Raw genomic sequence first — 24,341 nt, forward strand, 5'->3', positions numbered from 1 at the left:
CACAGCCGGTACTCAATTGACGCTGTTTTCGGATTCCAACACGGGGTCGATTTTGATTTCGGATTCCTATCGATTCAGTGGGCCGTACAGCCTCTCGGTTCTGCCACAGTGGATCGAATCGCAGATATTACGACGAGTTCCCTCAACGGCGAAACGGAACTCTATGAATTCGGCATTCTCGACGCTGCGGCTGCCGATATCACAGCCGCCGACATCGCCAACTACGATGCGAGACGGTACACCGGCGATCCCGGATCAGGCCAAGGTGACGATAACTTTTCCGGTGCGGTCAACAGCTTGGGCGATGCCGACGAACTGCTACTTCCCGAGCATCTTGGTACGTTCGCGAGCGTTACCTACGACGCCGAAGCAACGATTGTCGGCAATCTTGCTGATAACCCTGGTACGTCAGAAAACGCTAGCGACAACATTAGTCTTTCTGGAATCGGTATCAATCAATACACGCTCTGGTACGGTGGCTTTGACGTCGGAACCGATACGAATGTCGGCAACCCAACCGCGTCTTTCAACTTCTCCGGCGACACGACCATCACGGCTGTCCCCGAGCCATCTGGCATCGTTGCACTGGCAACGATCGGAATGTTCGGTCATGTAATTCGGCGACGTAGAAAGCGAACCATCCTCGCCTCCTAGCGATCGTGACCGGCGTCCCGCATGCTAAACAACGCCTCGAAACCGACGGGACCTTCGTCTTGAAAGGTTCCGCCGGTTTCCCGCCGCATTTTCTTTGGGTGTCAGGCCCGTCTAACGCAGTGTGAGTCAGAACACAGATTCATCGACGAATTGTCGAGCTCCTTGCTATCCGACCTCATGTTATGCAAACCAAACAAGTCTATACGGAGGTAGCGGGTTCACCGGAAACAGTCGATGATGCGTTGTTTGAAAAGTGCACGAGCACCTGCGGTGTTCGCAACTAAACTTTGCACGACACACCTCCTACGGCAGATCCGTTCGCGAGTGGGGCAGAAACGCATCTTGTGCGAAAACTGGCTCATCGAACGCGACGATGCCGCCGACCCCACGTAGAGAGTTCTATCGATGAATCGCACTCGTGTTTCTGCATTTGCTGCACCTGTTGCCGCATTGCTTTTCTCCGGCATGATCTGCCTACACACCCACGCTGACGAAACCAATGGTTTCCGCCCCAACCAGTATCCTCCGGTTTACACGCCGGATTGGGAATCGCTCTCGAAACACGGCAGCGCCCCCGAATGGCTCAACGACGCCAAACTCGGCATCTACTTTCACTGGGGCCCATACAGCGTTCCGGCCTATCGAACCGAGTGGTACCCGCGTTGGATGCATATCGCCAAACCCGCAAACTGGGGTGCCGGCACGATGGAGTACCACGAAGAGAACTACGGCCCGATCGAAGAATTTGGCTACCATCACTTCATCCCCATGTTCACCGCCGAACACTTCGATGCGGACAAGTGGGCCGACCTGTTTCAATCCGCAGGCGCCCGTTTCGCCGGTCCTGTCGCCCAGCACCACGACGGCTTCTCAATGTGGGACAGCAACGTGAACCCAAACAACGCGGCAGCCGAAGGGCCCAAACGCGACATCACCGGCGAATTGCTCGCTGCCCTTCGTGATCGCGGCATGAAAACGATCACCACGTTCCACCACTCCTTCACCGGCCAACGCCAACGTGACGGACAACCCAAAGGCGAACGAGCACTGAGCTACTATCGTTACGACAAAGACCTGTTTACCTCGAGCGAAGATCCCAAACTCCGCAAACTCTACGGCAACATGCCGGAAGAAGAGTTCAACGAGTACTGGCTCAGTCTCGTCCAAGAAGTCGTCGACAAATACTCACCCGACATGATTTGGTTCGACTCCTGGTTGGACGTCATTCCCGAGGACTATCGCCAACGCATGGCCGCCCATCACTTCAACGCCGGCGAACATCGTGACCAAGAAGTCGCGTTGATCTGCAAACAACAAGACATGCCCGATGACCTCCGCGTCCTCGACATCGAACAGGGTGGTATGAAAGACATGCCCGACCGCCTTTGGATGACGGATGTCACATTGAGCTCGAGCGGTTGGTGTTACGTACAAAACCAAAAGTACAAACCAGTCGACTTGTTGGTCCGAAACATGATCGACGTGTGGAGCAAACGCGGTGTCGTCTTGCTGAACATCTCGCCTCGCGCCGATGGCGTTATTCCTGACGAACAACTCGACCGGCTCGAAGGACTCGGTGCCTGGATGAAGAAGTACGGCGAGGCGATCTACGGAACACGCGCCCACACGATCTTCGGCTACGGCGAGGCGGCGATCCGCGATGGCAGCCACGGGGGACAAGCCGCGACGATCAAGTATTCAGAAAAAGACGTCCGATTCACTCGCTCAGCCGATGGAATGACCATCAACGTTTTTCTGTTGGGGCAACCCAAAGACGGCAGTCAAATTGCGATCAAACATCTCGCCAACAGCGAAGGCGTTCAACCCGTCATCGACGAGGTTTCCTACCTCGGTGACGGTTCGCAGTGTGACTGGACGTTCGAGAACGATGTCCTGAGTGTCGCCGCTCCGCCGGCTACCGACGCGAATGAAATCGCGACCGTCTTTCAAGTGAAACTGCAATAGTCGCGTCGAACCGGTCACGGTGGCGCGTTCGATCGCCCAACGCATCGATCGGGTCGCGATATCGTTCGGGTCGCGAAATCGTTCGCGTCACAGCATCGACCGCGTCACCCGCGCAGTTCACGCAAGACTTTATCGACACGCCCTTCGAGTTCTGATTTCACTTTGGTGAGATCCGAGGTGCGTGAATCCGAATATGGCAAACGGCCGACGCCGAGATCCCAACCTCGCACCCCGGCCCCCAAACGGAAACCGTCTGGAAACTCACCCACCGCGAGCATTCGATCAAACAGGTCCAACAGCTCATACTGCCAACGCATCGCCGCCTGCTGATCACCGGTCGTGACACAGCGATAAACGGCCTTGGTCAATTCGGGCAGGACACCACTCGTTGCGTTCGTGCCTCCATCCACGCCAGCGATCAACATCGGCGCGAGCGACGGGTCCCATCCGGTCAGAAATGCGAAGTCATCGCGGATCGGTCGCACCGCAGCCATCATCCGGAGCATGTTGGCCATGTCACCGGTGCTGTCTTTCATACCAACGATCCGCGGTTGCTCCTCCGCGAGCCGCCTCACGACGTCGACCTCGATCGGCGAAGCGAACATTGGAATGTTGTACAACGTCACGTCCACATCACCATGCGTCGCGATCTCGGTAAAGTAAGCGTGCACCGAATCGCTGCCGAGCCGATAGTAGAACGGCGCGACAATCGCGACGGCCGTGACCCCCATCGCTCCGTACGCGTTGCACGCCTCAATCGTTTCGCTCACGTTGGCTTCCGCGGCACCGGCGAGAACCGGCACGCGCCCCGCCGTCTGCCCAACCACGACCTCGACAATCCGCCGCCGTTCCGTGGGGGAAAACCGGACGAACTCCCCAGTGCTGCCGTTGGGGTACAGCCCGTCGACACCGTGATCGATCAACCAATCGACGTACTCTCGCAAGCGTTCCTCGTCGACGCGACCTTTCGCATCGACGGGCGTCAGATTGGGGCAGAAGATGCCAGAGAGACGACGGGGATTGAGGGAGTTCTCGGACATCAGTGTCGCCATATACGAATCTGCCTAACGGATCAAAACAGAATCCTCCGACGGCGCCACTTCACTGAGCATCTCGTGGAAATTCTTCACCGGCTGATAGCCCACACGATGAGCGATCACTTTGCCCTTCGGGTGTGCGATCAACGTGGTCGGGTAGGCGGGCACATCGATCCGCGACAACACCCGATTATTGGGTCCCGGTCGCAATCGAATCGGCACAAATCGCGAGAGCAAGCGTTTCCGGATGGATTCATCGCATAGAGTATCGCGTTTCATCGCGTCGCAGTAAACGCACTGCTCACTCGTAATAAAGATGACCATCGGACGACCGGTCGCCTTCGCTTCCTTCCAACCACTCTCGAGGTTGTCATGCCAACGAAGACCGTCGTCAGCGACGGTTCGACTCGAGGTCAACTCCGACGCCGTGGTCGGCATTTCCGCGTGCACCGTGGTCTGCGTCATTAACGCAAATACCCCGATCGCCCCCGCACGCATCCAAATTGAATCGAAAAAGTGTAAGCCCCTACCTGCCTGGCTGCTTCCCGCAACCAATCGACGCTTCGACAAATTACTATTCCTCGGAAAAGACTTCTCTCACTCGGCTCGCCGGTAAGAGAACGTTGCAAAGGAGCCAAGGGAAGATCATCGACCCTCGTACACCTTTAGCGAAAAGGTTGGAGTTAAAATAAGATGATTAAACGACCTAGGCAAGTGTCCAGTCGTCTCTCACTCCACCAGCATCCACCCCGCCCCCCGGCAGCAAGATAGGTAATCCAGGGAAGCAGCGGGCAAGCACCGCGATCCACGCAATCACTGCAGGATCATCGATTCCACCGAGTCAGCGAACAGCAAACCCCGGGACGTTAGTTTGACGTGACTCCCGTTGCGGCACAGCCATTTCGATTGTTCACACGATTCCAACACCGACTCGATCGTACGCGAGAACTCGTACCCGACCCGGCGGTCAACCTCGGCCAGATCGATCCCGTCAATTTGCCGGATTCCAAACGCAGCGATCTCGCGAGCGTGCTGTTCGAGCGAAATCGACTCGTGCTCCGCGGTCGCATCACCCGTCTCCAGCATCCTTTTGATATAGGTCGTCGGACTGCGGTGATTGACATGTCGTCGCCCCTCCACAAACCTCGCGGCACCCGGCCCCAACGCGTACCAACCGTAACCATTCCAGTACACCGAATTGTGTTGGCTGCGATACCCGGGCATCGCAAAACTGCTGATCTCGTAGTGATCAAAGCAGGCATCGCCGAGGACCTGCCGAGACGCCCGGTACATGCGAATGTCGACCGCCTCGTCTACCGGCGTCAAACCTCCGCGTTTTCGCCGCGACCAAAACTGCGTCCCTTTCTCGTAGGTCAACGAGTATGTCGAAACATGTCGAATCGGCAACGAAACGGCGCACTCTAAGTCTTGTCGCCAATCCGCGAGCGTCTCCCCGGGTACAGCAAAAATAAGATCGATCGTCACGTTGCCGATCCACTTTGCCGCCAACTCGATAGCCCCGATCGCATGATCGCGTGAATGCGAACGCTGCAACGTCTGTAATTTGGAATCATGAAAGGACTGAACCCCAAGGCTGATTCGATTAACACCCGCTTCCTTCAACCGCGACAACACCGTGACGTCGACGTCTTCTGGATTGGCTTCGCACGTGAATTCCGCCCCCGGCGACAGCGTCACGTTCTCTCGCAGAATTCGCATCAACCGTTGCAGTCGTGCGTCTGTCAACTGAGTCGGCGTACCGCCACCGAGATACAACGTGTCGAGTAACAACGGACTCTCGCTGCCCGTCCGCGCCCGCACGCCGCGAACCTCGCTCTCAATCGCATCGAGAAATCGGTCCTGCAAATCGTCGCGTCCGGCCAACACGCTGAAGTTGCAGTAACCGCAACGGTGTCGACAAAAGGGGACATGCAAATAGAGCGAACGTGGCGTCGGCCAACCTCCCGGAGGCGATCGCTTCCGTTCCGGTGAATCGCCCGAACGACCGCTTCGCAGCACGCCATCCTGCGATTCATGACCTCCGTGTTCTTCGCCCGTGTTTACTCGCGGCCCCATGGGATCAAATCCACAATTTCAAACGACCGCCGAGCATATCAGGCAGGACTTTCTTAACGAATCGCTTGATCTGCGCGTCGGTGTACCGTGTGGACGCGTGCGAACCAATGATCAGTTCGTTTTTAAACTCGTCTTTCCGCTCGCGATAGTCATCGACGTGCATGTGACCATGCTTGTGGATTTTCTCTCGCCGATGTTCCGGTGCTGCAAACGTCAGCTCGCTGACCAGGATCTTTGCGTCGTAGAACTCGGGGTTGTTGTCGAGCCCCTTCGGTGACGTATCGCCCGTGTAGGCGAACACGGGAACGCGCCGTTCGGTGGTGATTTCCGTTCCCGCCAATCGAAGGTTGCGGATTTCTTCACCGGGCAGGTCCAAGAATTCCGGTTTGAGTTTGTGACGACGCTGGTAAACGATGAACCCGAGCGCGTCGATCGTGTGTTTGACTTCGACAGACTTGACGACGTATTCGCGACCGATTTCCGTTTCGTCGCCACCGAGCAAACCGATCAACTCGCACGGCATCGCACCGCGATCGAGCGACCGAAAAAGCTGCAACATTTTCCACGCGGCATCCACCGCCGAATCAGGCAGGTAGATCACCGGCGGATCCATCTTCATCATCCGCCGCCGCGAGACATATGCCGGCAACGCGGCAATATGATCCAGGTGCGCATGCGAGATGAACATGGTGGGTGTCCCCATGAAGTCCCACGGTTGGATTCCCGCATCAAAGAGCAGCTTCAGCTCGTTGACCCGCCAACACGTTTGCACGGCGGCTCGGGAATAACCTTCAATGGTGAGTCCGTCATGGACATGGGTTAGGAGGGGAACGTTCTCGGTCATGTACGAATAAATAGATGGTTGCTAATAAGAAAATACAAAAGGCCGACCTGCGGCGGGAGAATCCAAAGGCCGCAGCACAGAAAGAACGTTCTCTGCAAAAGAACTTAGTTGCCTTTCAACGGATCCGCCTCGACGCGTCGCCTATCTCATCCGGATCGGCATGTTGCTGTTGTCGATCGCCTTGGCCCCGTAGTTGTCAACTTCGTTGACGTTCAGTTCGGCGTGATAGTCGCCCGTCCGAACGACCTCGATATCACCGTTGTCGTTTTCGGTGACGGCGGCGCCGTGGTGCCTAGTCAGTTCGAGCATCGCGAGGAACCAACCGATGTAGGCGGACTTGTGCATGCCCGGTTCGACCAGATCGATCAATTCGACCCGCTCACGATCAGCGAGCTTCTCGTGGATCTGCTGCATGTAAACGTGGATCGGCGTGTCATCGTAAATGACCTCCGTCGGAGGAGGCCCTGCCGACTCACGCATGATCCTCCCGAAAGCAGAGACCAAATCCCAGATTTCCAGCTCCACGATCGGCTGATCGGCAGGATCGTTTCGCCGGGTAGGCAGGTCATCCGAAAGCCGTTCGAAACGTGTCTGCCAACGCGATGACATCTCGTCGAGCACCGAGGCCGCGTCTCGAATCTCTTTGTATTCGAGCAGCTTGTGGACGAGTTCGTCGTGCGTTTCATCGATCACCTCTTCCTCGTGATCGTCTTCGATTTTCGGCAGCACCGCGAGACTTTTCATCTCGACAAGCGTCGCCGCCAAATCCAAGAAATCGCCAACCTCGCCGAGATCCAATTCCTCCAAAACCTCGATGTACTCGACGTATTGGGACACCACCTTCGATAACGACATCTCCGACAACGACAGTTCCTGCCGCCGAACAAGATACAACAGCAGGTCGATCGGGCCACGATAGACCGGCAAATCAATGCGAAAAGTCATGTGTCAAAACGTGGCAGGATCAAAGGAAGTCAGAAAACAAACGACAAGGAATGCCGACCGAACGTTCGCTTTGGAAGGTCGCTGAGTGCGAACAAACCGCCAACGGCGGAATGAGAGACCGTACCGCGGTGCAGTCCACGCGTCACCAATCCCTCAGTCAGGCAGACAACACAGTTGACCAGTTTATACGCCTTTTTCAAGTCGTCCGGGATGGTTTCCCCGTGAATGCAGCCCGCATTGGCTAGTAAAACGCGTGTTCGATCGTTGATTCGAAGGCGGCCTCGTAATGCTCGATTTTAGTCGGCGTGGCTTCATCCGACGGCCACCAAACGGCAACGACGTCGAATCGGCACGGATTGCCCAGGACTCCATTTCGTTTGAGGTAACGCAACGCCGCTTTGCTGATCCGCGATTGCTTTTTCTCGTCGACTCGATCGGCGGGGTGCCCTGGCCGACGCGTCCCGAGCGTCTTGACCTCCACAAAAACGATTATTCGCCGACGCCGGTCCAATGCGATCAGATCAATCTCGCCCGCCCGATCCGACTCACTCTCGGCGATCACCCGCAGTCCCTTGCGTCGCAACTCGATCGCGGCGACCTGTTCCCCCCGTTTTCCCAAAACCGCGTCGGGGTCGAACGTGCCATACCGCCAACGTTCGTAACTCGCTCGCAATCCGCGAGGCAAAATTCTCTCGACAATATTGCCTATCCCCAACTGCCTATTCCCATCATCCAATTTTCCTATGGCGTATCCCCCGCGGCGCACATCCAACGAGCCTACCGCCCAAACCGCGTTGCATTACTGCTGCAGCGCGTACAAAATCAAACCGGCAACGATCTTTGCCGCATCCCCCGTCGGATAACCTGGACACTGGATCGAGTTCTGACTCTCCAACGCGCAACTCAGGTCCAGCGGCGAATAGAAAATCGTATCCACACCGTTGACCTGTATCGCCTCCATGACCGGCGCACCTGAACGTTGGGTGACAACCATGGCATCCTCGCCGGCTCGTTTCTGGTTCGGCAACCGGATGTTCACGTTGGTGATATCAAATCCGCCGTATCGAGTCGTCCATGCGGGGTGATCTTCCGGCATCGGGACAAACTCCGCTTGCGGAACGAGGGCCGCAATTTCTCGACGAACCGAACTCGCGAACGCTTCGCTCCCACAAATCGGACTGGCGATCAGAATCCCCTCGCGGTCGATGTAATTCTTCAGCGCCGCTCGCGATTTCTCGTCGAGTTCAAACTCGGTTTGCCCGGTCAGGTAAAGCACGCCGACGCGTTGGAGCGATTGTTCGGTCAACGCAATCGGTTGGTCGACAGCGATGACCTCCACCGTCAGTTTCTCTCGAATGATCAACGCCGCGTTGGGCAACGCACGCTGCACCTGTTCCTCACCTGCACCGAGCGCACCGGCGGCGACCGGGATCGCACCTCGCGTGGGCTCCGGTGCATCCTCTGCCACCAACACGCTGACGCCATCGAGCTTGTCCTTCAATTCACGCCCCGTCGCATACGCGAGGATGTTCTCGCCGATCGTGATCCCCGCGACGACTTCACGGCCGACCTTCGCCGGCAAATCCACACCTCGCAACAACGGCCCACCCCGAGACCATCGACACGACAAACTGCGAGGCGAGTAGAAAACCGGTGTCCGGCAACACGCCCCGACACCGTATACCCAATAGTCAGACGCGATGTCGGCGGGGTCCACCGCCGCTTCGGCAAACCAAACGGGATGCGTGGTCGGCAAACGATCCAGCTTCGATTTCGGAAACCATTCGTTGCACAGAGAAACCACACTTCGTTCGAAGTTCTTTCCCGCACCGCATCCATCACCAGACAACGAATCAAACAGGATCGTCCCACCTTGATCCAGGTACGCCTTCAAATTCTCGCGAAGAGCCGCGTTGAACCGGAGCGTATCCGAACCGGTAATCACCAGCACCGGTGCCTTCAACAGGTCCTCCACCGTTGCCTGATCGGCAACGATCGTTTGCCATGTCAGATCTTTGGACCAATCCCGCTCGACATGACGCACCAGTTCGCGTAGCGCGCTGGAATGAGGCAGCGAACGAGTCTTTTTCTCATTCGCCACTCGCACGATCACCTCACCACGCTGGGCCCGACTCTCCGACCTCAACGAAGGATGATCGAGACGCCCGACGACCACCTGCCGCTTCCCTTTTGACAAAAACAGAAGCGCGAACGAGGTTGCAATATCTCGGTTGGACTCGACCACACCGCCGCCTTTCCAAAACCCTTGGAAAGCGTCCTGCAAACTGACCAACCGTTCGGCACCCTCGCGGTACCAATCTCGGTTACCGATCAAACGACGTCCCGACAAACGTCCGACTCTCTCGACCGCGTAGAGGTAATAGTAGTAGCTCAGTAGCTCCCCGCCCGGGTTCGCTTGCACGGTGAAGATCTCACTCAGGTAGTCCAAACCTCGCTCAAGAGCGTCGTCGGTATCGCCGCCACCACAACAGTTCAACCGATCTTCACCGTTGTCGAGATCCTCCAGGCTGCTGCCACAAATCAACAACGATGCGATTCCGGCACAGGTCATCGATCCGCTCGGACGCGGTCCTCCGTAGGACCAACCACCGCGTCGCAATTGAATCCGTCTCCAGTAATCCGCGGCCGCTTGAAACACCTTCGGATCGACCTCGATCCCCCGCTCCGCCGCCGCGCCGAGGGCGAGCACTGCAAATTGAGCATTCGAAGGGTCGCCGTTGCCTCGACCGTTGCCATACGTCCACGAACCATAATTCCGTTCGTTTGGCCCCTTTTGTTGCTCGGTCAACCAAGCCACGTTTCGACGGATCCGGGGCAGATCCTCCAACGCACCGACCGCACAAAACACCAACGTCTGCAGCGAAATCGAGTAGGTCTGCTGCGGCTCAAACGTTCGCAGGTAATCCAACGCCCGAACGAAATCAGGATCTCGACGAGAAACGCCCGCGTTCACCCACGCCAACGTGCAAAGCGCCGACAACCCACACGACTGCCCGCCGTATTCTTCCCATCCCCCACGTGCGGTTTGCGATTTCCGCAAATACTCGACTCCGCGATCAATCGACCGCTGGACCGTGACCGCATCGATCTCCGCAAAAGCCTCCGTCACCGGCGCCGCTGACATCAAAAGCAGCAAAAACCAACGAAGCCCCCGTGTGGCGCATCCCATCGACGGAAACCTGGTCGTATTGAAACTCAATCGGAAACTCATTCGATCCATTTTGTTTCGTCCCGGTTGGGCAGTTGTCGTTGCTGTCGCTGAGTTGTTCGGGTTACTTTCACACATTGTTATATCCTCACGCCGGAACCCGACTTTGCTTTTCACTGGCAACGCCTAGACTGATAACGTTACGCTGAACCAGACGCCCGCCGTCGCATCGTTCTCGACACCAGCGTAAGTTCTCTGAATTACCAATCGTCCCACGAGCCCACCGATCACGATGACCGACCCGTCTTCGCCAACCCCACCGCCCGTGGTCAACCAACCAACGTCGAACCAGCCGCCGTCGAATTCAGTTTCGCCTAAAACCGGCGGCGCGGCAAATCCATCGTCGGCAGCCGGTGCCCCACCCGCCCAGACAACGACAGCACAAGCAGCGTCCGCTCCGGCAAAGCCCCGCAACCTTGCCGACGTGTTGCGAGAGTTCGCCGATCACCAACAAAAGATGCGTGATGAACTCGGTAAAGTCATTGTGGGGCAAACCGATACGATCGAACAATTACTCGCTGCGATTTTTACCCGCGGACATTGCCTGCTCGAAGGCGTTCCAGGTTTGGCCAAGACGCTCATGGTCAGCACATTGGCACAAATCCTCGACGTTAATTTCAAACGGGTTCAGTTCACCCCCGACCTAATGCCGTCCGACATTACCGGAACGCAAGTTCTCGAGGAAGACGAATCGGGCAAACGCCTATTTCGGTTTGTCGAAGGCCCCATCTTCACCAACATCCTTCTCGCTGACGAGATCAACCGAACGCCCCCGAAAACTCAGGCCGCGTTGCTCGAAGCGATGCAGGAACGGCAAGTTTCGATCGGCCGCGATACCCACACGCTGCCGGACCCATTCTTCACAATCGCGACACAAAACCCGGTCGAACAGGAGGGCACCTATCCGTTGCCGGAAGCCCAACTCGACCGGTTCATGTTCAACATCAAAATCGACTACCCGACCGCCGAAGAGGAAGAGCGGATCCTCACGGCAACAACACGCGGTGATACCGCAACGGTCAACAAGGTGTTGTCGGCGCGAGCAATCCTGAATTGCCAAAAACTGGTATCGAGCATCGCCGCCGGTCCCCTCGTCATTCGCTATGCCGCGAAACTCGTTCGTGCCACACGTCCGGCTGACGAGTCCGCTCCCGAATACGTTCGTGAACTCGTCGATTGGGGTGCCGGGCCCCGAGCCGGACAAAACTTGATCGCTGGCGCGAAAGCAATCGCGGCAATGAATGGGCGTTTCAATGTCGAACCTGGCGACATCCACCGGATCGCGCTGCCCGTGCTGCGGCACCGAATCGCAACCAACTTTCAAGCCCAAGCCGAAGGCATGAACACCGACGCGGTGATCACCCGACTGCTACAGGACATCGAGATCCCCGAGCCACCCAAGATGGCAAAGTAGTCCGGCCATCCTCCAGAGACGATCATTCATTCGCCAAAGGACAGCCCACGATGAAGCTTTGCAGTAGCGAAACTCGCCAAGAGTTTCGGCAAGCCCCACGTTCCGGTAGCGAAATTCGCCAAGAGTTTGTCGATTTAATCAAGAGTCAACCTGTTTTCGTTTAACCGGTAGCCGTAGGCGACGCTTGACAGAACACAACCTACCCTTCGGGCACGGGTTAAACGAAAATTGAACGGTATTGCCGTTACAGGAATAAATCAACAGCCCGCCAAGAGTTTCGGCAGCCCCCCACGAATCACCGAAAGTCTTGGCGACTTTCGCTACGCCCCTGAACCCCCATTTCCAGCCGCAACAGTAGCTGTTTTTCCGGCAGAAAATCGACACTGGCGTCATCCCGTTACGGGGATTCGCGTAGTCGAATGGCAAAACACTCTACGCGAGACCGGCGAGTTCGGAAGCACGGCGGACGCGTGAGATTCCGATCATGTACGCAGCCGTGCGCAGCGACACTTCATGCTGTCCCGCCATTTGCCACACGTCTTCGAACGCTTCGTTCATCGTGTGGTCGAGTTCCTGCCGAACTCGATCGAGTGACCATCGATAGTGTTGACGGTTTTGAACCCATTCGAAGTAACTCACCGTCACCCCGCCCGCATTGGCGAGAATATCAGGAAGCACCGTCACCCCACGTTCATTGAGCACGTCATCGGCCCCCGGGTGAACCGGACCGTTGGCTGCCTCCACGATCACTTTCGCTTTGATCGTATCAACATTGTCTTCCGTGATCACACCGCCGAGCGCCGCCGGTATCAAAACATCGACCGGGTCGAGCTTCAGCAGAGCATCCAAAGGCAAATGCTCGGCCCCCTCGAACCCTTCGAGCAACCCTTTCGGGTGAGCGAGCTTGTGGCGCAGCAACTTTTGTATGTTGAGCCCATCTTCGTTGTAGTACGTCCCGGTAATGTCTGACACCGCAACGATTGGGAACTGACCTTCGTACAGGAATTTGCCTGCGTGCGATCCCACGTTTCCAAAACCTTGAATCGCAACGCGAGTCTTATCGGGAGTCATCCCCAAGCGTTTGATCAGCTTCTGCGTGAGCGTTCCGACACCTCGGCCGGTGGCTTCTTCACGCCCCTTCGCACCGTATTCTTCCACGGGCTTTCCAGTGATTACCGCTGGGTTGAAACCGTGGTACTTCTCCCATTGATTCCGAAACCAACTCATCACCTGGTGATCGGTCCCCATGTCGGGTGCCGGAATGTCGGTATCAGGCCCCACGATGTCGTGAATCTGATCGACAAACGCACGCGTCATCCGTTCAATTTCGTTGCAGGAAAACTGCGACGGATCAACGCCGATCCCGCCTTTTGCACCACCGTAAGGCAGATTCACCACGGCGGTCTTCCACGTCATCAAACTCGCTAACGCACGTGACTCGTCCAGATCGACCTCTTGGTGATAACGCAGCCCGCCCTTCATCGGTCCTCGGGCGTGATCATGCTGAACACGGAAGCCAACGAAGTTCGCCAGTCGCCCGTCGTCGCGTCGAATGGTGACCTGCACTTGAATTTCGCGATCCGGCATCAACAACGCTTCTTTCAACTCATCACTCATGTCGAGCTGTTCGGCAGCTTTACTGAAAAAGTACCGAGTGGCTTCGAATGCTTTCATGACAAACTTTCATGCAGATAGAGTGAGGAAAAAACGCGAGCGTCCGAACTCAACGCCGCGCCCGCATTGTACCGATCGAACATTCCCCAACATGGCTGAAAATGGCAACCATTTTTCATCGAGGTCACGTTGAACACGCCTACTTTGTAACACGTGGGAAAGACGCGTGGGCGATTGGCAACACTCTAGGCGTCTTCGGCTTCGCACTCACCATCAACCACGCGTACCAACCGATACGCCCATCCGCCAACAAGCGCCCCCACGATCGGCGCAGTAAGGTACACCCATAAATTTGCGAAATACCCTGACGCCAATGCCGGTCCAAGACTGCGAGCCGGGTTCATTGACGCCTTCGTCAGCGGCCCTGCCACAAACGCCTCCATCGCAATCACCGCACCGACGGCGAGCCCCGCCGTAATCGACTTTTCCTTCGCTCCGGTCGAAACGCCCATCACGACCCACATCAAAATCGCCGTCATCATCGCTTCGACATACCACGCGGACATCGATGGCAAGATCGTCATCGTCGCCCCCAGGTAGTCTTCCCCCACTCCCAAAACAGCCCGAATGCTGACGGCGCCGAAAAATGCCCCGGCCACCTGCGCCCCCGCGTAGGCAAATGCGTCCCTCCAAGGGAAACGCCCGACCGACGCGAATGCAAACGACACCGCAGGGTTCATGTGCGCGCCGCTGAGATCGCCGATCGAATAGATCATCGTCAACACGACCAATCCCCACACCATCGCAACACCGATGTGCGTCAACGCCTCGGTCTGCACGTCGACCGAAATCGCGCCACAACCAATCACCACTAAAAAGTAAGTGCCAATGAACTCGCACAGACATCGACGCGGGAGCCCCAGCAGCATTAAAGATGCCCCAAAAGAAACGCTTGCAGACCGACCAACGTTTTCGAGTCGCGAATTTGATGCTCACGGACCAACGTTTCAACTTCATCGCGTGAGACGATGCGTGTCGTAATTCGCTCGGTCGGCTCGAGCTGCTGTTCGCCCTCCGTTAAATCACGAGCCGCGATCATGTGCATCAATTCGTTTCCCAATCCCGGGGCGGAGTAAAACTCACAGATGACATCCAATTGTTTGGCATGATACCCTGTCTCCTCAACCAATTCACGGGCGGCCGTTTCGAGCGGCGGTTCGCCTGGATCCCGAGTCCCCGCGGGCAGTTCCAACAAAGTCTCCCCCACACCCGTGCGTTCATTCTCGATCATCACGATCGTATCGTCGTCGAGCAACGGCAACAGCACGACGGCACCGGGATGTCTTATGTAGGCACGCCGATGAACTTGCCCGTCACGCGACGGCAACTCCATTTCGACAACATCAAAACGGCTCGTCTGCAACAGCAGATTCGACTTAGACACGATGGACCATTCTTTCCAAAGACAGGGGCGCCGCCGCTCAACCCACTCCCCGAATTACAAACTCAGCATCTCGATCACGAGCGACCGAGAAAGCCTAAGAAAATCCCCCGTCACGCAACACTCCCCTCCTTACAAACCATTCCGAGCACTTTCGCGGCAGCCGACGTTCGCCGGGCAACTCAGCGCCGGACATGTCGCAAAAACATCTTCAAAAGTCCGCCGTCCGCACCTGTTATCTAGCGTCAGCGCTAGCCCACTACACCACGCCGGTCAATTTTGATCAGATGATCGCCATGCGGTGAATGCTCTCGCGAGACCAATATGCTCTATAGAAAAAGTGGCGTTTTTTGTCTCGCGGGCAGTTATGCCGTCCTACCTCACGACCGCTCTCGGCCGAATCGGACCTGCGCTGATGCTGCCTTGTGCGCCCCCCTTCCATTCGGAGTCCCACCTCAATGCACCCCGCCTCAATGCACCCCGCCTCTCTGCACGCTCCCTCTCCGCACGCTTCCTCTTTGTTGCAAACGTTGCGTTATCAATCGAAGACACAGTTCGGATTTCGCTCCACTGATCAACATCGCGTTTTTTGGCTTGTTCGATTCACGACGTTGTTCGTTTTGCTCGTGATGTTGACCAACTCCGCCCGCTCGGAGGAACCGGTTGAACCGATCGGCAAATACGACATTTGGAACTTGCCGGAAATGCCCGTGTCTCCAGGACCCTACGAAGCAAACTGGCAGTCGCTTCGGATGTACGAAGTACCCGACTGGTTCCGGGATGGGAAGTTGGGCATTTGGTCACACTGGGACCCTCAATCCATTCCCGAACGTGGCGACTGGTATTCGCGTTGGATGTACGTTCCAGGTCATCACCAGTACGAGCACTGCCTGCAGACGTACGGGCACCCTTCCGAGTTCGGCTACAAAGATTTGTGTGCGTTGTGGACGTGTGACAAGTGGGATCCCGAGGGCTTTGTCGAGATGGCCAAAGGTGCCGGAGGCAAGTACTTCGTGGCACTCGCCAACCATCACGACAACTACGATTGCTGGGACTCGGTATATCAACCGTGGAACTCGGTCAATCTCGGCCCCAAAAAAGATGTCATTGGCACCTGGGCAAAGTACGCTCGAAAACACGGCATGCCTTTCGGCGTGACCGTGCACGCATCGCCAGCGCGTACTTGGGGACAATTCATGCCACCACGCTATTCGTCCGACAGGAGTGGCCCCAAGAAGGGCGTTCCCTACGACGTGATGACCGCCACCCTGCAAAGCGGCAAAGGAACCGCGTGGGAAGGGCTCGACCCCAAGGATCTGTACGGTCCGCCTCACGTCAAAGAGGACGACGCCAACAAGTCACCGTTCGCGAACCAATTTATGTGGAGAGTGAACGACCTACTCAAATACAATCCCGAACTGCTCTACTTTGACGAGTCCGCGGGAACGACCAACCTGGACCTCGGCGTCAAAATGGGGCTTGGGTACTTGGCACCACGGATCGCGGCGAACTTTTACAACAAGAGTCTTGCCAACAACGAGGGACGCCATGTAGCGGTCCTGAACATCAAGGAAGTCGGTGGCCCTCGCGACAGTTTAGAAACCAAAGAACTCAGCCACTTGGTGGATCAATCACTCGTCAAAGACAGCGAAAAGAAGAACGAAAAAGAGATCAAGGCGTATCCTTTTCAAATCGACGATTCGCTCGGCCCTTGGCACATGAATGTAACGAAACCCTACAACCATGATGCTCGTTGGGTCATTCATCAACTCACCGACATCGTTAGCAAAAACGGAAACCTGTTGCTCGCCGTTCCGCAACGTGCTCAAGGGAATGTCGATGATCGCGCCCGTGAGATATGCGATAACATTGGCGATTGGCTCAGCGTCTACGGAGAAGCCATCTACGGCACGCGTCCGTTCGAAGTTTATCGCAATGAAGAACACAAGGTGTACTTCACTCGCAAACGCGATCACGTTTACGCGATAATCACGCAGTGGCCCAAAGACTCGTCGCTGACCCTTCCTGAACTAAGGATGGGATGCCCAACGATCGGAAAAATCAGCACGATTGAACTGCTCGGATCATCAAGCGAGCTTGAGTTCACTCAGTCGAACGAATCGCTGGCCGTTGACCTACCGTCAGAGAGCCCACATGAAATTGCCTCGGTCTTAAAAATCTCTCACGACAAGACGTGGATCAACGACGACGACCCTGGTGTTCGCTACCGCGGATGGACTCACTTGGTCAATCGCGGCCTTGGTGAATTCAACAACGATATCTATTTCTCCAATGCACGTGGCGACCGATGCTCCTATTCATTCCACGGTTCGGGCATCGACCTGGTGACCAACACCAACCCTGAATTCGGAGAACTGATGATCCTGATCGACGGCAATCTCGATCGTGTCGTTTCATTGGCACAGGGAGACGAAATCAAACGCCAGCACGTGGTCTATTCAAACCGATCCTTGCCCGCAGGCGACCACGTTGTGGAGATCGTCAACGTCAGTAACCGCCGATGCGAAATGGATGCATTGGTGATCACCCCGTAGCAGTGATCTCGGGCGAGGGCGTTTACTAGAAAGACGTAGCCGATGTCGCCAGACTTCGGGGGTCTGAATTCTGGCGAATCCAGCTACGTCGATTTTCATAATGCTCTTTATTCGGGCGTCCGGTAGTAGATCTTGTTAAAGTTCCCGCGGGATGAGGATCTTTCGCAGGATCCACTACCAGTCGCATCCTCCTCATGCCGACGAGTCAATCGTCGGCATCAAATCCCGCCGCCTGTTCAGTCACCCACCGTCATCGCGTGGCTTTCGCTGTGACTGTTGTACTGCGGAGCGTACATCGACTCGATCGTTGCGAGCCCCGATTGATAGCGGCCTCGCAACTGAACACGGCTCCGCGATTCGAGCACGTAGGTTCCTTTCGGAAGATAGTCGATGAAGAAATGCTCGGCCGCGTCTCGGGTGCTCTGGTAGTAACCGAGCCCGTCTTGCCATCGGTATCCCGACAACACATTGCTCGGTTCGGTTCCGCTGCCTCGCGAGTCTTTCAAATGTACGAACTCCATCGCACGTGAACTTCGCACGATCAATCGTGACACCAACTCATCTCCGACTCGGATCGGTGTTCCATCGACATCCACTTTGTCGGCTTTACTTCCCGATACCACGCGGCCGTCCACGACCGGACGCAAAACCTCCCCGGTCGGGGTGCTTCGGACGACAAACAGTTGCTTTTGGATTTCCAAAGGCGTCCCTTCATGAGGCGTGACGTCTTCGACGTTTTGGAAGTATTTCCAATGAACGCCGCCCCAAGCGATTCCAGGTGTCGTCTTGGTCACCGTGATCGATCCCATCTCCGGCGTGATCTCGCTAGCTTCGAAACGCTGCTGATAAAATCCAGTACCGGCTTCGACGTTTTCCTGCTGCACTTCACGCTGACCGACTTTGACATCGACGAGCGTTTGGTCTGCGAGCAGATCGGCACCACGCAACAACAACGAGTAGACGGCATCGGCGGTCGCCTTCGTCGTTTCCCATGAACGTGTCTCTTTCTGCCGCAGCAACCACGCCTTGCACGAATCAACCGACGATTGATCGGACGCGACCTCGTCGAACATTTCGATCATCATCGCTTGGGTTTCGATATCCGCTTGGTACCAGAACCAACCACGCACGCCGTCGTTCCAGTGCATCCCCAACTCATCCGTGACGCTACGTTCCTTCAGCGAAGCGACAATCGCCATCGCGTCATCCTTTCGTCCGAATCGTGTTAGCGCGATCGCCAAGTGAGCTTGGCTCATTCGGGGCAGATCGATCCAGAATTCAGCCGCCTGATCGAGCCAGTAATTGAGGGCTGGTTTCGCATCCGCCGAAACATCAACGTCTCGCAAGAAGAAACTGCGACCGTACAGGTACATCGCGATCGTCGACGACAAATGTCGCGTTTTCCGATCTTTCTTCTTGATCTCGCTGTAGACCTTTTTCGAATAGGCGTCGAGGTGCGAAAGTGATTCGATCGCGGGCGAAACATCAACGTCCACCCCCAAGTGCCGCAGCCGCCCGTAGCCGGTCGCCAGGTACAAAGTGATGAACGAATTGCTGCGTCCCCCCGGGAACCAAGGCCAACTGCCGTCCTCGAGTTGCATGTCGTTGAGTCGACGTGCCAAACGTGTCACTTGGTCAGTGACCCTATTTTGATCGAACAAGATTCCGACGTTACGACGCGCCTCCGCTTCCGATTCGGCTTCAACCAACCACGGCGTTTCGGCGAGCGCGATCGACGCGAGTTCTTCGTTCTGCTGCAGAGGCGACGCGAGGGGATCACGGCCTCCGGGCTGTCCTTTGATCGCGTGAGGCTGATTTCGCCACTGTTGGAACACCCGTTCGATTTTCGGATCGGAGGTAGCGATATGCCGTGCGAGCAAGTTGGCGTACAAACGGTTAAACGTCTGCTCGCTGCATTCGTGCGGGTAGTCCATCAGGTACGGAAGCGCCATCACGGCGTACCACGCGGGATTGGACGTCATCTGCACGGTCAGAGATTCGCTGCGGATCGAATCCGAATCCAATGAAGCGAGCTTATCGAGAGTAAACGTCTTCGTTTCGGCTCCATCGATCGGTAGTGCGATGGACTCGTGCACGAGAGTCTTTCGCGACAGCACCGGAAGATAACCTTCCTCGCCGTCCGACAAACGGCCCGTCGATGCGACCGCTTTGTAAACCAAGAACCCCATGCCGTCGGGAACGCGTATCGGCCACGCGAACGATTTGGATTGCCCGGCCGGAATCTCGAATTCGTGGCGACTTTGCGAATTACCGATCGCCTCATCGACACTGTCCCCGGTGCGTGCATCGGTAAACTCCAATGCAACTGTTCCTCGCTGCACCGTGGCGGATTGATTGGACACCTTGACGGTCAACTCAATCTCATCGCCCTCTCGCAGAACACGCGGTGGGTTCGGTTGAACCATCAAGTCTTTGCTTGTCACCGCCGTATCCTGAATCACTCCCGCGGAAAGATCCGCGGCGTGTGCAAAGCCGAGCAATTGCCAACGGGTCAGTGCCTCCGGCATGGTGAAGCTCATCGTGACCTTCCCGTTTTCGTCCGCGGTCAAATCAGGAAAGAAGAACGCAGTTTCGTTCAGGTTCTTTCGAGGCGAGACGTCCGACAGGTCCACTCCCTCGCCGTCATCGTTGGACGGTGGTTGGCCGGAATTTTCCAACATGTCGCTGGCAACCATCGCGTCGGATTCCATCGCCGCATCGGCCATCGCCATGGGTGCGGCGGCAGGCATAGGCATCCCTTCGGCAGCCATCCCCTTCCGCATCATTCGCCCACCGAACGGACGTTCGGATCGCATTGCCGCAAACGCGACCATCACGGAACTCTGCAATTCACGTGGATAGGAACGATACTGCAACTCGACCGACGGCATGCCAATCGCCCGATAAACAGAAATTCGCTGCAGCCCTTCCCATCGGTTTTGGTCGGTGACGGCGATACGCGAATGGTCCTGATAGAACAAACCGAACCCATCCTGGAAACGGTGCGGCGCGAACGCATCGAGCGACGCATCATAGAGCGTCGCAACCATCTCGACGGCCTTCTTCATCGACGATTCGGTATCGCCGGATGGGTCTTCGATAACCGCGGTCCAGGTTTCGCGTTGGCCGGGTTTCAGTTTCGACAAAAACCGTTCCCAACGAACGGTCAGCTCTTTATTCGTCCACGGCACGTCGATCCGACGCTCGTTGAGATAAAAACGATTCTCGCGGACCATCCAAACACGCAGCGTGAATCCGCCACGCAACTCCTCGGTCACATCCAAAGAGATCTGCGATTGCGTTTGGCCTTCGGGAGTCCAGAACTGCTGCAGCGTTTCACCTCGGTGAGCAATTTCAACAAACGCACGTGCCGATTCGTAACCACTGCCCCAAACAGCACGAAATGTGTCGCCCGGTTCCACACGAGCGTTCTTCACAGCAAACAAATCCGCGATCATGAGTTCGCAGTTTTTCGCATCCGGATCGATTACCCGAAGGGGCAACACAGCCGACACGTCCTCGCCGGTTGAATCGACCGCAGACAACGTCACGCGATAGTGTCCGGCATCGATATCAACGTCGACCTTCGCCGCGCCCGATTCATCGGTCGTGGCCTCGATCGTTTGAACCGTTTCGTCGACCGGCCATGAATTCGGCTCCTCCGGTATCACTTCATCCTCAGCGCCACTCGGCACCGATCTGAACGCACGATAGGGAACCGGATTTCCGATTCGCCGTTGGCCGACGAATTCCGGTTTTCTCAGCGATTGCACCTTCAACGTCACCTTCGTGGACACGGGCATCCCCTGCAACGTGCGAGTCGAGACATTGACCGCGATGGGTTCTTCGTCGGTGAGCCAATCAGGGTTTTCGGTGCTGAGGTTCGCTTCGATCGACGTGTAGCCGACCAAGACCTTCGTCGTTCCCTCGCGTGTTTCTCCCGTGGTATCAACGACCGCGGCTTCGACTTTGAAGCGGAACTTGGGTTCGCTTTCGCGATCGACCGAGTTGTCAGGGATCGCCGGGAACGAGACCGTGAAATTGCCCAGTTCGTCCGTTTCGGTTTCGCCTTCTGCGATCGTTTGCGGAGGCATCGGCGAAGGCGGCATCCACCAGCATCGGTACCACCACCACGGAGGCAGCTCGGTTTCGCGGACGACTCGGTATCGCACCGTGGCGCCGTCGATCGCGGCGCCGGTATACGCGGTCGCCTTGCCCTTGACCGTCACGTCTTCACCGAGACGTATCGATGACTCGGGCGAGTCGACTTTCACTTCGAATTTTGGACGCTTGTACTCTTCCACGCGGATCGATTGGGCACCGCGAAATGCCCCGGTCGTCCGAATCGTCATCACGCCGGTTAGACCGCCTGTGGGCAAGTTAAAACTGCCATGGCAACTCCCCAATTCGTTGCAGCGATGACTCGCTCGCTCAACGACCTTGCCGTTCGCGTCGAGCAACTCGACCTCGATGGCTTCCTCGGGCGAGACCGCGTATTCGCTTTCGTCCTGATTCGACCGCGTGCAGATGATTTTGTAGCGGACGACTTGGCCGGGTCGGTACAACGCCCGATCGGTGAAGAAATGGCTGCGTGTGACGTCGTTCTGTTTGCGAGTGTTTCGACGATTAATGTGGTACTCCTGCGACCACAACCGGTCGTCCCGCGTTTCGGCGAGGAACGTGATGTTGTAGTTCGCGACACCGGAGTACTCGAATCGGCCCTCTTGATCCGTTTGCAACTTCGCACGCGAGGCAGGCCCGGACGTGCCGCCACCTCGGCGATTCAATGTCGCCCACACATCCACGTCGACATCAGCGAGCGGCTCGCCCGTTAACGAATCCAGTACGTATCCGACCAATAACCCTTTGTCATACCGCGACTCGATGACCATCGACAGACCGCTGACCCAAACGTCGGTCATCGCGGTGTAAACGTCGTCCATTGGGAAGTCGTCAGACGTACTTGCAATCAAATAGTACGCCCCACGCGGCACGTCCAATCTCGCCGCGACCTGTTCGACGCGGTCGCGATAATCATCCGTCGCGTCCAACGATTCTGACCACGCCAAAACAGGCGTTCTCTTGGTCAGCATTTGACGCGCGACCTGCGTTAGATTCTCAGGTCGCCGTCCCGATTTGCGGATTGTTTCATAGTCGAGCTTCACCAGCCGGAAGTAAACCTCCGTGATGTTTCGATACGTCACCTGGATCTTGGGATGTGCGTTGCCATCGAGTTGCGGGTTCCAGATTTCTTCCGTCGCGATGGCGATTGAAGGTGCTTCGATCTGCCGGATCATGGCCGCACAGGCTTTGGCGCCGACGCTATCGGGGTGCGAATCGACGGCTTGTTTTGCAATTTCTCTCGCCCGGGCCGGGTCGTCATTTCCACGTGCGATCAACGCCAAACGAAACTGGGCCCGAGTCGAAATTTCGTGCTGTGAATTCTTCGAAACGAACGCTTTCAACGCCTCCTTGAAAGCTTCGTCTGTTCCCTTTCCGCGGGCGTGTTCGTTAGCAAACTCGATTCGATGCAGGTCGGTATCGATCAACGCCGATGGGTCCGCATCGTCCCGGTGAAACGACAACCAATCTTGGTACAGAGTCGTCGCTCGGCGGAGCGGTGATTTCGCGTCAGCGTCAGAAACGTCCCATTCCAAAAATCGATCGAGCGTTTCAAAAACCGGCGTATCTGCCGTCAGTTCAAATCGCTCGGCGGGTCCTGCATAGGTCTCGGCCGCGTCACTGTAGAAATCGATCGCATCGGCAACGACGAAGTCATACAACGTCGGACGATACGCGTCGGGCGCGCTGCCGCGAACCAGCAAATCGGCATAGTCTTCGATCGCGGTATCACGCAGAACTTTCTCGCTGCCGTCGCCCGAGTCCAACGCCGCTTCGAACAGCGCGGCGGATTGAGCGATGATCCGCTCACGCGTCCATGTCGACAGGTCATCTGCCGATTTGATGACCACCGGCTCGTCCGATTCGAGCACCCCGGGATCCACTTCCGTGCGATTTCGGAACCGCCATTGGTTCTGTGAATAGTAACCCCAGAACCAATTCGCCAAGATCGCTCGAATGACCGGACGGGTTGCCTGAGGCACGGTTTCGAGATCCTCCTGCAACCGCACGATCCGATGGATCTCATCGCGGCCCTGGAGTTGCCCGTCGAGAGTCGCACGGGTGGCCAGCAAACGCACCAAAAAATCATTATCTCCCCGGCTGATCGCCCCGGGCAGTTGTTTGTCGATCTCTTCAATTGCGGTTTTGGGCAGCCCCTTGTTGATCGCCACTTGGATCGGCTGCCACGCTCGTGGCTGCGGATCTTCGAGCGGTGTGGCAGGCGCGGTTGTCATTGTTTGGCTAGCAAGCAAAAGGACTAGAAAGGCAGAAACGCCAAGAAGACCATAGCGAGATTTCATTGAAACTTCGTGGGGGAAAAGGAGGTAACGAAGAGGTTTTCTCAGACCATGCGAGCACACGTCAATCAAGATAACGAAGCAGCCGAAACTTCATTAGGCGGATTCTCACAAGAAAATTTTCGCACCGCTCGTGGGGCATTCATCG

The 24,341-nt window shown here is 56.6% G+C and carries 15 protein-coding genes; 4 read left to right on the forward strand and 11 right to left on the reverse strand.

All coding sequences use genetic code 11. The annotated features are described in order from the left end of the window. Together RSSM_RS25700 and RSSM_RS25705 are read left to right on the forward strand one after the other, a co-directional pair. Positions 1-654 (forward strand): PEP-CTERM sorting domain-containing protein (locus RSSM_RS25700; protein WP_044303657.1); only part of this gene is annotated, 654 nt, incomplete at its 5' end. 405 nt (positions 655-1,059) lie between these two features. Next, on the forward strand, positions 1,060-2,619 hold the full coding sequence (locus RSSM_RS25705) for an alpha-L-fucosidase (RefSeq protein ID WP_008686699.1): 1,560 nt from the start codon (positions 1,060-1,062) through the stop codon (positions 2,617-2,619). A 104-nt stretch (positions 2,620-2,723) separates the two neighbouring features. Here RSSM_RS25705 and RSSM_RS25710 read toward each other — a convergent pair whose 3' ends face one another. From RSSM_RS25710 to RSSM_RS25740, 7 genes are all read right to left on the reverse strand, one after another. Then, positions 2,724-3,659 carry a dihydrodipicolinate synthase family protein gene (locus RSSM_RS25710; protein WP_044303666.1) on the reverse strand — a complete coding sequence of 312 codons (936 nt, stop codon included), beginning with the start codon at positions 3,657-3,659 and terminating at the stop codon, positions 2,724-2,726. 24 nt (positions 3,660-3,683) lie between these two features. Continuing rightward, complete coding sequence (locus RSSM_RS25715; RefSeq protein WP_008686701.1) at positions 3,684-4,121, reverse strand: thioredoxin family protein; 438 nt, start codon at positions 4,119-4,121, stop codon at positions 3,684-3,686. Positions 4,122-4,469: 348 nt separating this feature from the next. Further along, complete coding sequence (gene hemW, locus RSSM_RS25720) at positions 4,470-5,732, reverse strand: radical SAM family heme chaperone HemW (protein WP_008686702.1); 1,263 nt, start codon at positions 5,730-5,732, stop codon at positions 4,470-4,472. Positions 5,733-5,736: 4 nt separating this feature from the next. Next, positions 5,737-6,576 (reverse strand): MBL fold metallo-hydrolase, encoded by an 840-nt coding sequence (locus RSSM_RS25725; RefSeq protein ID WP_008686703.1) that lies wholly within the window; start codon positions 6,574-6,576, stop codon positions 5,737-5,739. Positions 6,577-6,717: 141 nt separating this feature from the next. After that, the gene (locus tag RSSM_RS25730) at positions 6,718-7,521 is read right to left on the reverse strand and encodes a segregation and condensation protein A (protein ID WP_008686704.1); all 804 of its coding nucleotides are present in this window, start codon (positions 7,519-7,521) and stop codon (positions 6,718-6,720) included. A gap of 241 nt (positions 7,522-7,762) precedes the next feature. Continuing rightward, positions 7,763-8,236: a YraN family protein gene (locus RSSM_RS25735; protein WP_236621390.1), complete on the reverse strand. Its 474-nt coding sequence runs from the start codon at positions 8,234-8,236 to the stop codon at positions 7,763-7,765. Positions 8,237-8,320: 84 nt separating this feature from the next. After that, complete coding sequence (locus RSSM_RS25740) at positions 8,321-10,828, reverse strand: DUF4159 domain-containing protein (RefSeq protein WP_008686706.1); 2,508 nt, start codon at positions 10,826-10,828, stop codon at positions 8,321-8,323. Positions 10,829-11,174: 346 nt separating this feature from the next. Here RSSM_RS25740 and RSSM_RS25750 point away from each other — a divergent pair, with 346 nt between their 5' ends. Continuing rightward, positions 11,175-12,164, forward strand: coding sequence for an AAA family ATPase (locus RSSM_RS25750; protein WP_044303659.1), 990 nt, complete (start codon positions 11,175-11,177; stop codon positions 12,162-12,164). Positions 12,165-12,596: 432 nt separating this feature from the next. On the opposite strand, the gene RSSM_RS25755 is transcribed toward RSSM_RS25750, so the two are convergent. The 3 genes from RSSM_RS25755 to RSSM_RS25765 form a co-directional block, all read right to left on the reverse strand. Then, positions 12,597-13,838 (reverse strand): Glu/Leu/Phe/Val family dehydrogenase, encoded by a 1,242-nt coding sequence (locus tag RSSM_RS25755; protein ID WP_008686709.1) that lies wholly within the window; start codon positions 13,836-13,838, stop codon positions 12,597-12,599. A gap of 185 nt (positions 13,839-14,023) precedes the next feature. Then, entirely contained in the window at positions 14,024-14,707 is a 684-nt protein-coding gene (locus RSSM_RS25760; protein WP_008686711.1) for an aquaporin, read from the reverse strand. Then, complete coding sequence (locus RSSM_RS25765; protein WP_008686712.1) at positions 14,707-15,222, reverse strand: NUDIX hydrolase; 516 nt, start codon at positions 15,220-15,222, stop codon at positions 14,707-14,709. Before RSSM_RS25765 ends, RSSM_RS25760 begins: the two co-directional genes overlap by 1 nt. Positions 15,223-15,677: 455 nt before the next feature. On the opposite strand from RSSM_RS25765, the gene RSSM_RS25770 reads away from it, so the two are divergent. Beyond that, the gene (locus RSSM_RS25770) at positions 15,678-17,774 is read left to right on the forward strand and encodes an alpha-L-fucosidase (protein WP_081613895.1); all 2,097 of its coding nucleotides are present in this window, start codon (positions 15,678-15,680) and stop codon (positions 17,772-17,774) included. Positions 17,775-18,010: 236 nt separating this feature from the next. Here the strand turns inward: RSSM_RS25770 and RSSM_RS25775 are convergent, their stop codons facing one another. After that, complete coding sequence (locus RSSM_RS25775; RefSeq protein ID WP_236621392.1) at positions 18,011-24,196, reverse strand: alpha-2-macroglobulin family protein; 6,186 nt, start codon at positions 24,194-24,196, stop codon at positions 18,011-18,013. Positions 24,197-24,341 lie beyond the last annotated feature (145 nt).

Source organism: Aporhodopirellula sallentina SM41 (assembly GCF_000346505.1).
In the GTDB taxonomy this organism is placed as follows: Bacteria; Planctomycetota; Planctomycetia; order Pirellulales; family Pirellulaceae; genus Rhodopirellula; species Rhodopirellula sallentina.